Origin of the sequence: Pseudomonas sp. 2024-210 (genome assembly GCF_045062345.1) — a bacterium.
In the GTDB taxonomy this organism is placed as follows: Bacteria; Pseudomonadota; Gammaproteobacteria; order Pseudomonadales; family Pseudomonadaceae; genus Aquipseudomonas.
In genome coordinates, this window is record NZ_JBJGEJ010000001.1 from 445,768 (window position 1) to 458,765 (window position 12,998).

The following is a 12,998-nucleotide window of genomic DNA, read 5'->3' on the forward strand; positions in this document are numbered from 1 at the left end:
GGGTCTCGTTCAGGCGTCATCACAGTAGTGCCACATCTCGTAGGTGCGGTATTCAGCGCACGGTAAGGTTTTGCCAACAGGGTATGCCGAAATGCCCCAACAGTTCTGCGGTTTCGCATAGGGGTAAACCCACGACACCGGAATAACTGCCATTGAGGCCCGCCACAAACACCGCACCCAAGCCTTGAATGGCGTATCCGCCAGCTTTGTCCTGCGGTTCTCCGCTGGCCCAATAAAGGCTCGCTTCTTGTTTACTGATGTCTCGAAATTTCACACGACTGCGCACCACACGGGTCTCGCAGAGCTGGCTATCAATGACTGCAATGGCCGTTAACACATCATGTTCACGCCCTGAAAGCGCCTTAAGCATAGCCATGGCATCGGCCTGATCGACCGGCTTGCCGAGAATTCGGCCCTCCAGCACCACGGCCGTGTCGGCACCCAACACGCAGAACAAATCCGGGTGGATCGATTTCAGCAATACATTACGCCCAGCCTGAGCCTTCTCGCACGCCAGGCGTTCGACATAGGACTCAGGGGATTCGTTGACGTGTGGGGTTTCGTCAATGGCGGCAATGATCGTATTGAACGGCACATCGATTTGAGTCAATAACTCACGTCTGCGCGGTGACCCGGAAGCCAGGTAAAGCGAAAGCATCGAGACATCTCCTTGTCAAAGTGCACAAACCCGGAAATGGCTCGCGCTCCTGTTAATTGATTTTGAAACGTCGGCGCAAGCCGCGCAGACCATAGCTGACCCACGGCCAAAGTAGCGCACTGACCAGCGCTGGCAAAACCAGTGCAAGCGTCGGCTGACGGTTTCCCGTCAAGGCACTTAGCCACAGTTGAGCCAACTGAGCCAGCCCGAAAATGACCAGCAGCACCAGACTTTGTTGCCACATCGGGAACATCCGCAGACGCTGCTGAAGTGTCAGTACCAAGAACGTGATAAGCGTCAGGATGAGTGCGTTCTGGCCCAGAAAGGTGCCATACAGCACGTCTTCGGCCAAGCCCAGACACCACGCAGTGACCATGCCGACTTTATGCGGCAGGTACAGCGCCCAGAAGGTCAACAGCAATGCCAGCCACAAAGGACGGAACACCTCCATGAATTGCGGCATGGGTGAAATGCTGAGCAGCAGGCCAATGGCAAATGTCAGCCAGATGATCCAGCCATTACGTGAACGGGTACTCGCCATTATTGCCTCTCCCGAGTCGTGGCCGGCGCAGCGGCTGGCGGGTTGGGTGCGGCGGGGGTTGACGCTGGAGCCGGTTTTTTCGCCGCCGCTGGCACTGCTACGGGAGCAACAGGTGCAACGACAGGAGCAGGTGCCGCGGCTGGCGCCGGGGTAGCCGCCGCAGGTTTGGGCACCGTGGCCGGGATAATGGCTGGGCCGACGCCACCCTGCTCTGCGTCCTGAGCCTGGGCCGCATCATTGGCGCGCTCTTCCGGCGTGCGGCTGTCGCTGAACACCAGCAGCAAGTAGCGGCTGCGGTTCAAGGCTGCTGTGGGAACGGCGCGCACAATGGCAAACGGTTGACCGGAGTCGTGAATCACTTCTTTGACCGTCGCAACCGGATAACCCGCAGGAAAGCGCTGCCCCAGCCCTGAGCTGACCAGTAAATCGCCTTCTTTGATGTCTGCTGTGTCCGCCACATGGCGCAACTCCAGGCGTTCGGGATTACCCGTGCCGCTGGCAATCGCACGCAAGCCGTTGCGGTTGACCTGTACCGGAATGCTGTGGGTTGTATCCGTCAGCAACAAAACCCGAGAGGTGTAGGGCATCAACTCAACCACTTGCCCCATCAAGCCGCGAGCATCGAGTACTGGCTGACCCAGCACGACACCGTCCCGCTCACCTTTGTTGATGATGATGCGATGGGTAAAGGGGTTCGGGTCCATACCGATCAACTCGGCGACTTCAACCTTTTCGTTGACCAGCGCCGAAGAGTTGAGCAACTCGCGCAAACGAACGTTCTGCTCAGTCAAGGCAGCCAATTTTTGCATGCGGCCTTGCAGCAGAATGTTTTCGGTTTTGAGTTTCTCGTTTTCAGCCACCAGCTCAGTACGGCTGCCAAACTGACTGGCAACGCCCTGAAACAAGCGCTGCGGCAAGTCAGTGATCCAGTAGGACTGCATCAGCACCAGCGATATTTGGCTGCGCACGGGCTTTAGCACCGTGAAACGGGCATCAACCACCATCAGCGCGACCGACAGTACGACCAGTACTAACAGGCGTACGCCCAACGAGGGGCCTTTGGTGAAGAGCGGTTTAATAGGCCGCTCCTCCCGGGCAAGTGTTCAATGTATTCATACGGCTTCAAAGCGGCCTGGATGAAGATTGACAGAAGGTAAACGCCAAAAGGCAGCACTGCAAAGTGCTACCTTTTGGTGATAACCGTAGAACTGCACCAGGCGATCTTATTCGCTGGAAAGCAGGTCCATCGTGTGTTTGTCCATCATTTCCAGCGCACGGCCACCACCACGAGCAACGCAAGTCAGCGGGTCTTCGGCGACGATCACCGGCAGACCGGTTTCCTGGGCCAGCAACTTGTCGAGGTCACGCAACAGGGCCCCACCACCGGTCAGTACCAGACCACGCTCGGCAATATCCGAAGCCAGCTCTGGCGGCGATTGCTCCAGCGCGCTTTTCACGGCCTGAACGATGGTTGCCAGCGACTCTTGCAGAGCCTCAAGCACTTCGTTGGAGTTCAGGGTGAACGCACGAGGTACGCCTTCTGCCAGGTTACGGCCGCGCACGTCGACTTCACGCACTTCACCGCCCGGATAGGCTGTGCCGATTTCCTGCTTGATACGCTCAGCGGTCGACTCACCGATCAGGCTGCCGTAGTTACGGCGCACATAGGTAATGATCGCTTCGTCGAAGCGGTCACCGCCGACCCGTACTGATTCGGCGTAAACCACACCGTTCAGGGAGATCAGTGCGATTTCAGTGGTACCGCCACCGATATCGACGACCATCGAACCGCGCGCTTCTTCAACCGGCAAGCCGGCACCGATGGCGGCCGCCATTGGCTCTTCGATCAGAAACACTTCGCGAGCGCCGGCACCCAGTGCCGATTCACGAATGGCGCGACGTTCAACCTGAGTCGATTTGCATGGCACGCAAATCAGCACCCGAGGGCTGGGTTGCAGAAAACTGTTTTCGTGCACTTTGTTGATGAAATACTGCAGCATCTTTTCGCAAACGCTGAAATCAGCGATCACGCCGTCCTTCATCGGACGAATGGCAGCAATGTTGCCCGGTGTACGGCCAAGCATGCGCTTAGCCTCGGTGCCAACGGCAACGACACTTTTCTGGTTACCGTGCGTCCGAATAGCCACAACCGATGGCTCATTCAGGACAATACCGCGCTCACGCACGTAAATCAGGGTGTTGGCAGTGCCCAGGTCGATGGAAAGATCGCTGGAAAACATGCCACGCAGTTTCTTGAACATGGGAAAGGGACCCTAGGCAACGCGTGGGTAAAAAAGTGCGGCAAACTCTAACAACGACAGGGATTTTGGGCAAGGCGCCAATATGTTAAATTGGCAGCTTTTCAGAGCACCAGCCCCCACAATCGCGGCCATTAAACCGTAGAATTGCGGTAGTGTTCCGACAATCTAACACACGGATAGCATCCGTCTTGTTTTCCACTGGAGAATCCCATGGCGCTTGAACGCTCCGACGTGGAAAAAATCGCTCATTTGGCCCGTCTGGGTCTCAATGATGCCGATATTCCACGCACCACCGAAGCACTTAATAGCATTTTGGGGCTGATTGACCAGATGCAGGCTGTCGATACCACCGGTATCGAGCCTCTGGCTCACCCCCTGGAAGCCAGCCAGCGCCTGCGTGCAGACGTCGTGACTGAGACCAATCATCGCGAGGCGTACCAGTCCATCGCACCGGCGGTCGAAGACGGCCTCTACCTGGTTCCTAAAGTCATCGAGTAAAAGGAAAGAGCCTGCATGCATCAATTGACTCTGGCCGAGATCGCTCGCGGACTCGCCGATAAAAAGTTTTCTTCCGAAGAGCTGACCAAGACCCTGCTGGCGCGTATCGCTCAGCTCGATCCACAGCTCAATAGCTTTATCACCCTCACCGAAGACCTCGCGCTAGAGCAGGCCAAGGCCGCCGACGCACGTCGCGCCAATGGCGAAACCGGCGCTCTGCTGGGCGCGCCCATCGGTCATAAAGACCTGTTCTGCACCCTGGGTGTGCGCACCAGTTGCGGTTCGAAGATGCTCGACAACTTCAAAGCCCCGTACGACGCCACCGTGGTGTCCAAGCTGGCGGCTGCCGGTGCTGTCTCCCTTGGCAAAACCAACATGGACGAGTTCGCCATGGGTTCGGCCAACGAATCGAGCTACTACGGTGCGGTTAAAAACCCGTGGAACCTTGAGCACGTGCCCGGCGGTTCGTCGGGAGGCTCGGCAGCCGCCGTTGCTGCCCGACTGTTGCCTGCGGCAACCGGCACCGACACCGGCGGTTCTATCCGACAGCCGGCAGCACTGACCAACCTCACCGGCCTGAAACCGACCTACGGTCGCGTCTCACGCTGGGGCATGATTGCCTACGCGTCCAGTCTTGATCAGGGCGGCCCATTGGCCCGCACCGCTGAAGACTGCGCTATTTTGTTACAAGGCATGGCTGGCTTCGACCCACAAGACTCCACCAGCATCGATGAGCCCGTGCCGGACTACAGCGCCACCCTCAACGGTTCGCTGCAAGGCCTGCGCATCGGCGTGCCTAAAGAGTACTTCAGCGAAGGGCTTGACCCGCGTATTGCCGAGCTGATCCACACCAGCGTCAAAGAACTTGAAAAGCTCGGTGCAGTGATCAAGACCATCAGCCTGCCTAACATGCAGCACGCTATCCCTGCGTACTACGTGATCGCTCCGGCCGAGGCATCCTCCAACCTGTCGCGTTTTGACGGTGTGCGCTTCGGCCATCGCTGCGAAGACCCGAAAGACCTCACTGATCTGTACAAACGCTCGCGTGCCGAAGGCTTTGGGCCTGAAGTACAGCGCCGAATTCTGGTGGGCGCTTATGCCCTGTCCGCCGGCTACTACGACGCTTACTACTTGCAAGCTCAAAAAATCCGTCGCCTGATCAAAAACGACTTCATGACCGCTTTCAATGAAGTCGACATCATCCTCGGCCCAACCACGCCTAACCCGGCCTGGAAAATCGGCGCTAAAAACAGCGACCCGGTTTCTGCCTATCTGGAAGACGTGTACACCATCACCGCTAACCTCGCGGGCCTGCCAGGCCTGTCGATGCCAGCCGGTTTTGTTGACGGGTTGCCTGTGGGCGTGCAGTTGCTGGCACCCTACTTTCAGGAAGGTCGCTTGCTCAATGTCGCCCACCAGTATCAGTTGAACACTGACTGGCACACGCGCTCACCTGCCGGCTTCTGAGGAGAAACATATGCAATGGGAAGTTGTGATCGGGCTGGAAATTCACTCCCAGCTCGCCACCCAATCGAAGATTTTCTCCGGTAGCGCCACCACGTTCGGCTCTGAGCCAAACACCCAGGCCAGCCTGATTGACCTGGGTATGCCAGGCGTTTTACCGGTACTGAACGAAGAAGCCGTGCGCATGGCCGTGATGTTTGGCCTGGCGGTTGACGCCGAAATCGGTCAGCACAGCGTATTTGCCCGCAAGAACTACTTCTATCCGGATTTGCCCAAGGGCTACCAGATCAGTCAGATGGAACTGCCTATCGTCGGCAAAGGCCATCTGGACATCACACTGGAAGACGGCACTGTTAAACGTGTCGGCATCACCCGTGCTCACCTGGAAGAAGACGCAGGCAAAAGCTTGCACGAAGATTTCAGCGGCGCCACCGGCATCGACCTGAACCGGGCCGGCACGCCGTTGCTCGAAATCGTTTCGGAACCGGACATGCGCAGCGCCAAAGAGGCCGTGGCTTACGTCAAAGCCATGCACGCGCTCGTTCGTTACCTGGGCATCTGCGATGGCAACATGGCCGAAGGCTCCTTGCGCTGCGACTGCAACGTGTCGATTCGCCCTGTGGGCCAGGCCGAATTCGGTACTCGTTGCGAGATCAAGAACGTCAACTCGTTCCGCTTCATCGAAAAAGCCATCAACAGCGAAGTTCAGCGCCAGATCGAACTGATCGAAGACGGTGGCAAGGTCATCCAGCAAACCCGCCTGTATGACCCGAACAAAGATGAAACCCGCGCCATGCGCAGCAAGGAAGAAGCTAACGACTACCGTTACTTCCCCGATCCTGACCTGCTGCCGGTGGTGATCGAAGATTCGTTTATCGAAGACGTGCGCGCCACCCTGCCAGAATTGCCACCGCAAAAGCGCGAGCGCTTTCAGTCGCAATTCGGTTTGTCGGCTTACGATGCAAGCGTACTGGCATCAAGCCGTGAACAAGCGGACTACTTCGAAAAAGTCGTCAGCATCAGCGGCGACGCCAAACTGGCGGCCAACTGGGTCATGGTTGAGCTGGGCAGCCTGCTCAACAAGCAAGGCCTGGACATTGATCAGTCGCCGGTCACTGCCGAACAACTGGGCGGCATGTTGCAGCGCATCAAGGACAACACCATCTCCGGCAAGATTGCCAAAGTGGTGCTTGAAGCAATGGCTAACGGCGAAGGCAGCGCTGACGAGATCATCGAAAAGCGCGGTCTCAAGCAAGTGACCGACAGCGGCGCGATTGAAAAAGTGCTGGATGAAGTGCTGGCGGCCAACGCAGAACAAGTCGAGCAATACCGCGCGGCAGACGAAGCCAAGCGCGGCAAGATGTTCGGCTTCTTCGTCGGTCAGGCCATGAAAGCATCCAAAGGCAAAGCCAACCCGCAACAGGTCAACGAACTGCTGAAAAGCAAACTCGAAGGCTAAAGCAATGCGAAACCCGTAGCAGCTGCCGCAGGCTGCGTCCGATTGCGAAGCGATCGTAAATCAGGAAGCGCGGTTCAAAGTTTGAATTGAAAACTTCTGGTTTACGACGGCTTCGCCGCCGAACGCAGCCTGCGGCAGCTGCTACGGGCGGTATTTTTCATAGCAATAAAAGGATTCCCCATGAAGCAGCTACTCGGCGCCTGCGCCCTGTTCAGCTTGCTCGCTGGCTGTGCCAGTCATGACATTGACCCTCGCGGTTATGACAAGACCGGCATGGCCTCTTATTACGGCGCTCGTCATCACGGCAAACGCACTGCCAGTGGCGAACCCTTCAACCAGCATGGGCTCACCGCCGCCCACCCCAGCCTGCGATTTGGCAGTCGGGTATTGGTGACCAACCTCAACAACGACAAGTCTGTGGTGGTCCGCATCAATGATCGCGGCCCCCATACACGAGGGCGAATCATTGATCTGTCTCGTCAGGCCGCTCGACAGTTGGATATGCTGCGCAGCGGCACTGCTAAAGTCCGCGTGCAGGGCTTGAGCGATTAATCGAGGGGGTGGGTATTTTCGGGTTGAACGCATTATCAGCGTGGAGTTTGCTGCAATTGCTCGGCGGCCTTGTGCTGTTGGTCGCCGGGGCGCAGTTGCTGGTGCGCTGCGCCGAGCATATCGCCGCTAAATTGAAGGTTCGCCCGCTACTCATCGGCTTGACCGTGGTCGCGATGGGCAGCAGCGCACCCCAAATGACGGTCAGCCTGCAAGCGGCATTCAATGACACGGCAGACATTGCCGTCGGCAGCGTGATTGGCAGCAACACGTTCAACATCCTCGTGACCCTCGGCCTTTCGGCGCTGATCATTCCGCTGCGGGTCTCGCGCCAATTGGTGCGGCTGGATATCCCGCTGATGATCCTCGCCAGTGCACTGGTCTTCACCTTGGCCTTGAACCATCAACTCGACCGTCTGGACGGCTTCTTGCTACTGGGCGGCTTGCTGGCCTACCTGCTCCTGCTGCTGCACCAGTCGCGCCACAGCGGCCATCACCATCCCCATCACGATCGCCCGCCGACTTCATGGTTGCGCACGCTCTCGCTGATGGGCTGTGCGTTGCTGCTCCTTGGGGTTGCTGGCCACCTGCTGTTGGGCGCTGCATTGGAAGTGGCCTCAGAACTCGGCTTGTCCGAACGCATCATCGGCCTGACCATCGTTGCCGTCAGCACCTCACTGCCCGAATTGGCGACCTCCCTGATCGCCGCGTTTCGCGGCCAGCGTGAAATTGCAGTCGGCAACGTGATTGGCAGCAACGTGTTCAATCTGCTGGGCGTACTGGGGCTCACCGCGCTGCTGGCACCCTCACCGTTATCCGTTTCGCCTAATGCACTGGCTTTCGACCTGCCAGTCATGCTCGGGGTCGCAGCACTGTGCTTACCCGTGTTCTATAGCGGCTATCGCGTCACACGGGTGGAAGGTTTGCTGTTTCTGGGTTTATATCTGGCGTATGGGCTGCACGTGGTGTCATTCACCACGGGCATGCCGCTGGCAAGCAAGCTCGAACACCTGATGTTGTTTTATATCCTGCCGGCCCTGCTGGTAGGGGTGCTGTTGAACGCCGTGCGGGCATGGCGTCGGCAGCACTGAGGCCTGGCGCTAGATCCAACCGCCCCACTGCAACACAAAAATCCCGATATTAGTGGTAATCGCCGCCATCAACGTGGTGATCACGATAATCGCCGCAGCCAATTCATGATTGCCATTGGCCGCCCGTGCCATGACATAACTGGCGGCGGCCGTCGGGCTGGCGAAGTATAAGAACAACGTACCCAGCTCAGGCCCGCGAAAGCCGCAAAGCCACGCACCCAATGTGGCCAGCACGGGCAAGCTGACCATTTTCACCAGACTGGCGCTCACCGCCATGTTGCCGCTTTTGCGCAAGCTGGCCAGCGACAGCGTGCCACCAATGCAGATCAGCGCCAGCGGCAAGGTCATTGCGGCCAAGTATTCGCCTGAGGCCTGCAACCAGCCGGGCAAGCCAATTTTGAAAGCCGCAAAGGGTACAGCCGCCAACACGCTGATGATCAGCGGGTTCTTGACCACACTTTTGCAGATGCTCCACGGGTCGGACTTGATCACCGGGCTATAGACCGCCAGCACAATGGTCGACAAGGTATTGAAGAGCAAAATCACCAGACCGGCGAGCACAGCTCCCAGCGATATGCCGTAGTCACCGTACATGCTGGCCGCCAGGGCCAGACCGATAACCCCGTTATTACCGCGAAAGGCGCCTTGGGTATAGATGCCACGGTCTTCACGCGGGCACCGCCAAATCGCCCAACCCCATGCCAATGCAAAGCTGATCAGCGTTGCCAGCGTGAAGTAACCGAGCACTTTGGGCTGCATAGCGGCCCTGAGATCAGCGTGCAAAATACCCAGGAACAACAACGCCGGCATGGTGACGTTAAACACCAGTGCCGACGCCGTATGGATAAAGTTGTCATTGATCCAGCCCACACGCTTGAGCGCCACACCCAGAAACAACATGGCAAATACGGGGGCGGTTATAGAGAGCGTCTGAAGGAAAATGGCCAGCATGTCAGCGCACTCAAGGAAGTAAGCAAGCTAACGGTATGCCAGCTTTTTTGGCAACGGTTAATACAATTTAAAAGAATTGCGCACGCATCCAAGCCTGATATTCAGCCACACCCGGCTCACCCTCACGAGGTGCCCAGTGAGCTAGCTCACCGTCTCCCACGGGTTGATAGGGCCCGGCTTTGCATTCAAACATCAAACTGTCTGGCTCCAGCACCACCAAGGCATGAAACACACCTGGCGGCAGATCTACCCCAAGGCTATCACCGCCCGCTTGCAATACACGCTTGTCGAGCACCTGACCGCCTTCATCGAAGATCAGTACACCCAGTGCGCCCCTGAGCACCAACAAGGTTTCGGCCTTCTCGCTGCTCAAATGGCGATGCGGCGGCACATAGGTTGACGGTTGCAGCCCGACCACCATGCGATGGCAAGGCTCCTGCATCTGATGCAGGTTGTGATGCTGGCGACCGCGAGGGTTCCCGGCAGCTTTCTCGGCCAAGTCGTCAAACAGCGATTTATCAAGAAAGCGTGGGCCAACCATAGGATAAACGTCCTTGTTTATAAACCTTTAACCGCATAAATGCCGGCAGCGTTACGCCAGTAACCTTTGTAGTCCATGCCATAACCAAAGATGTAACGGTCAATGCACGGCAGCCCCGCATAATCGGCTTTCAGGCCCGGGCTCGCTTTGCGGTCATGCTCTTTATCGATCAACACCGCAGTATGAACCTGACGCGCACCCGCGTGTTTGCAGAAGTCCACAATCGCGCTAAGGGTATGACCCTCGTCGAGAATGTCATCAATAATCAGCACGTGACGGTCCATGAAAGACACTTCCGGCTTGGCTTTCCAGAACAAGTCACCGCCACTGGTTTGGTTGCGATAGCGCGTGGCGTGCAAATAAGACGCCTCAAGCGGGAATTTCAGGTGGGTGAGCAGCTTGCCAGCAAAAATCAGGCCTCCGTTCATCACGCAGAACACCACTGGATTGGTCTCAGCCATTTCGGCTGTGATTTGCGCGCCGACACGGGCGATAGATGCCTCGACTTCAGCTTCGGTGTACAGGCAGTCAGCCTCTCGCATGACTTGACGGATATGCTCGAGATCAGCAGACATGACGCTCTCCAGGGGGGGTTGTGCAAGAAAAGCGGGCAAAGGTACGCATCCGCATGGCTCAGATCAAGCGTTTATGGACTAACGTGCACTAATGTCTGTAGGACATAACCTCGGATTAGATTAATCTAGGCCGGTTTTTTTGCCTGCCCCCCGGAGTCTTTCCCTATGCCCACTCTTGAGATCCGCCATCCGCTGATCCGCCACAAACTCGGCTTGATGCGCCGCGCTGACATTAGCACGAAGAACTTCCGTGAGCTTGCACAGGAAGTCGGCGCGCTTCTGACCTACGAAGCCACTAAAGACCTGACGCTCGAATCCTACGAAATTGCAGGGTGGAGCGGTACAGTCACGGTTGAAAAAATTGCCGGTAAGAAAATTACCGTTGTGCCTATCTTGCGCGCCGGTATCGGCATGCTGGAAGGCGTTCTGAGCCTGATCCCGGGCGCCAAAGTCAGTGCTGTAGGCGTTGCCCGCAACGAAGAAACCCTGCAAGCCCACACGTATCTGGAAAAACTCGTACCGGAAATCGACGAGCGTCTGGCGATGATCATCGACCCGATGCTGGCCACCGGCTCGTCAATGGTAGCCACCATCGACCTGCTGAAGAAAGCTGGCTGTAAAGAAATCCGCGCCATGGTGCTGGTTGCCGCGCCTGAAGGGATCGCAGCAGTTGAAGCCGCACACCCGGACGTGACCATCTACACCGCGTCCATTGATGAGCGCCTTGATGATCACGGCTACATCATTCCGGGGCTGGGCGATGCCGGCGACAAGATCTTCGGCACCAAGCAAAAGGACGCATAACATGCAGGACGAGTTCAACGACCCGCTCTGGCGTCAGATTATTTCTGGTGCGCAGATGCTCTTCGTGGCCTTTGGCGCGTTGGTGTTGATGCCTCTGATTACTGGCCTCGACCCTAACGTTGCGCTGTTCACGGCGGGTCTCGGGACTCTGCTGTTCCAGATCGTGACCCGGCGCCAGGTGCCGGTCTTTCTGGCGTCGAGTTTTGCGTTTATCACCCCGATCATTCTCGCCAAAGGCCAATTTGGCCTGGCCGCGACGATGGGCGGCGTCATGGCAGCCGGTTTCGTGTACACCTTCCTCGGGTTTGCGGTGAAGCTTAAAGGCACCGGTTTTATTGACCGCCTGCTGCCACCCGTGGTGATTGGCCCGGTCATCATTTCGATCGGCCTGGCAATGGCCCCGATTGCTGCGCACATGGCCATGGGCCGTGCGGAAGATGGCACCGAACTGATCCACTACCAAACCGCCATGCTGATCTCGATGCCAGCCCTACTGACCACCTTGATCGTGGCGGTATTCGGTAAAGGGATTTTCCGTCTGGTGCCGATCATTGCGGGCGTACTGGTAGGTTTTGGCATGGCGTTCTACTTTGGCGTCGTCGACACCGCGAAGATCGCGGCAGCCCCGTGGTTCGCCTTACCGCACTTCACGGCCCCCGAGTTTAACTGGCAAGCGATTCTGTTTATCGTCCCTGTGGCGTTGGCCCCAGCCATTGAACACATTGGAGGCGTGATAGCCGTGGGCAGCGTGACAGGACGCGACTACCTGAAAAATCCGGGCCTGCATCGCACGTTGTTTGGTGACGGCATTGCCACCACCGCAGCGGGATTGCTCGGCGGCCCACCCAACACCACCTACGCCGAAGTGACGGGCGCAGTGATGCTGACCAAGAACTACAACCCGAAAATCATGACCTGGGCAGCGATCTTCGCCATCAGCCTGGCCTTTATCGGCAAGTTCGGCGCATTGCTGCAAAGCATACCGGTGCCAGTGATGGGCGGGATTCTGTGCCTGTTGTTCGGTTCGATTGCAGCGGTGGGCATGAACACCCTGATTCGCCATCAAGTCGACCTCAGTGAAGCGCGCAATCTGGTGATTGTGTCGGTCACTTTGGTGTTTGGTATTGGCGGCGTGCTGATCGGCACGGGGATGGGGCCTGAAGACTTCGGTCTTAAAGGCATCGCGCTGTGCGCCATCGTGGCGATTGCGCTGAACCTGATACTGCCGGGTAATGACAGCTGGAAAAAGAAGAAAGGTGATGAGCCGATTATCTAAATCGGCTTGACCCTCACCCCAACCCTCTCCCAAAGGGAGAGGGGGCTTGATCTCTAACAACTCTGACACTGTGCAAATTTGCTCTTGCTGTTAGTCCCCTCTCCCTCTGGGAGAGGGGCTTGATCTCTAACAACTCTGACACCGCGCAGATTTGCTCTTGCTGTTAGTCCCCTCTCCCTCTGGGAGAGGGGCTTGATCTCTAGCAACTCTGACACTGTGCAAATTTGCTCTTGCTGTTAGTCCCCTCTCCCTCTGGGAGAGGGGCTTGATCTCTAACAACTCTGACACCGCGCAGATTTGCTCTTGCTGTTAGTCCCCTCTCCCTCTGGG

At 57.4% G+C, this 12,998-nt stretch carries 14 protein-coding genes; 7 read left to right on the forward strand and 7 right to left on the reverse strand.

From position 1 onward, the window contains the following. Positions 1–52 precede the first annotated feature (52 nt). The 4 genes from ACI7MX_RS02075 to mreB form a co-directional block, all read right to left on the reverse strand. Positions 53–658: a Maf family protein gene (locus ACI7MX_RS02075; RefSeq protein WP_314488381.1), complete on the reverse strand. Its 606-nt coding sequence runs from the start codon at positions 656–658 to the stop codon at positions 53–55. A 52-nt stretch (positions 659–710) separates the two neighbouring features. Next, on the reverse strand, positions 711–1,199 hold the full coding sequence (gene mreD, locus ACI7MX_RS02080) for a rod shape-determining protein MreD (protein ID WP_314488378.1): 489 nt from the start codon (positions 1,197–1,199) through the stop codon (positions 711–713). Further along, positions 1,199–2,278, reverse strand: coding sequence for a rod shape-determining protein MreC (gene mreC / locus ACI7MX_RS02085; protein ID WP_314488466.1), 1,080 nt, complete (start codon positions 2,276–2,278; stop codon positions 1,199–1,201). The genes mreD and mreC overlap by 1 nt, the downstream gene beginning before the upstream one ends. A gap of 144 nt (positions 2,279–2,422) precedes the next feature. After that, positions 2,423–3,460 (reverse strand): rod shape-determining protein MreB, encoded by a 1,038-nt coding sequence (gene mreB / locus ACI7MX_RS02090; protein WP_002555108.1) that lies wholly within the window; start codon positions 3,458–3,460, stop codon positions 2,423–2,425. A gap of 210 nt (positions 3,461–3,670) precedes the next feature. On the opposite strand from mreB, the gene gatC reads away from it, so the two are divergent. The 5 genes from gatC to ACI7MX_RS02115 all read left to right on the forward strand — a co-directional run bounded on the left by gatC (position 3,671) and on the right by ACI7MX_RS02115 (position 8,521). Then, complete coding sequence (gatC, locus tag ACI7MX_RS02095) at positions 3,671–3,958, forward strand: Asp-tRNA(Asn)/Glu-tRNA(Gln) amidotransferase subunit GatC (RefSeq protein ID WP_153378510.1); 288 nt, start codon at positions 3,671–3,673, stop codon at positions 3,956–3,958. A gap of 15 nt (positions 3,959–3,973) precedes the next feature. Next, the gene (gene gatA / locus ACI7MX_RS02100; RefSeq protein WP_405588638.1) at positions 3,974–5,425 is read left to right on the forward strand and encodes an Asp-tRNA(Asn)/Glu-tRNA(Gln) amidotransferase subunit GatA; all 1,452 of its coding nucleotides are present in this window, start codon (positions 3,974–3,976) and stop codon (positions 5,423–5,425) included. A gap of 10 nt (positions 5,426–5,435) precedes the next feature. Further along, positions 5,436–6,881, forward strand: coding sequence for an Asp-tRNA(Asn)/Glu-tRNA(Gln) amidotransferase subunit GatB (gene gatB, locus ACI7MX_RS02105; protein WP_405588635.1), 1,446 nt, complete (start codon positions 5,436–5,438; stop codon positions 6,879–6,881). A 180-nt stretch (positions 6,882–7,061) separates the two neighbouring features. After that, positions 7,062–7,433 carry a septal ring lytic transglycosylase RlpA family protein gene (locus ACI7MX_RS02110; RefSeq protein WP_314492416.1) on the forward strand — a complete coding sequence of 124 codons (372 nt, stop codon included), beginning with the start codon at positions 7,062–7,064 and terminating at the stop codon, positions 7,431–7,433. A 47-nt stretch (positions 7,434–7,480) separates the two neighbouring features. Continuing rightward, positions 7,481–8,521, forward strand: a complete 1,041-nt coding sequence (locus tag ACI7MX_RS02115) for a calcium/sodium antiporter (protein ID WP_405588851.1) — start codon at positions 7,481–7,483, stop codon at positions 8,519–8,521. Positions 8,522–8,530: 9 nt separating this feature from the next. Here ACI7MX_RS02115 and ACI7MX_RS02120 read toward each other — a convergent pair whose 3' ends face one another. From ACI7MX_RS02120 to ACI7MX_RS02130, 3 genes are all read right to left on the reverse strand, one after another. Continuing rightward, positions 8,531–9,472 (reverse strand): AEC family transporter, encoded by a 942-nt coding sequence (locus tag ACI7MX_RS02120; protein WP_405588632.1) that lies wholly within the window; start codon positions 9,470–9,472, stop codon positions 8,531–8,533. 67 nt (positions 9,473–9,539) lie between these two features. Further along, positions 9,540–10,013, reverse strand: coding sequence for a WbuC family cupin fold metalloprotein (locus ACI7MX_RS02125; protein ID WP_314492411.1), 474 nt, complete (start codon positions 10,011–10,013; stop codon positions 9,540–9,542). Between the two features lie 17 nt (positions 10,014–10,030). Beyond that, positions 10,031–10,588, reverse strand: a complete 558-nt coding sequence (locus ACI7MX_RS02130; RefSeq protein WP_153378503.1) for a hypoxanthine-guanine phosphoribosyltransferase — start codon at positions 10,586–10,588, stop codon at positions 10,031–10,033. A 165-nt stretch (positions 10,589–10,753) separates the two neighbouring features. Between ACI7MX_RS02130 and upp the strand changes: the two genes are divergently transcribed. After that, a complete protein-coding gene (gene upp, locus ACI7MX_RS02135) occupies positions 10,754–11,392 on the forward strand; it encodes a uracil phosphoribosyltransferase (protein WP_405588628.1) in 639 nt (212 codons plus the stop codon). Position 11,393: 1 nt separating this feature from the next. Continuing rightward, positions 11,394–12,668, forward strand: coding sequence for a uracil-xanthine permease family protein (locus ACI7MX_RS02140; RefSeq protein WP_122786369.1), 1,275 nt, complete (start codon positions 11,394–11,396; stop codon positions 12,666–12,668). Positions 12,669–12,998: the final 330 nt, after the last annotated feature.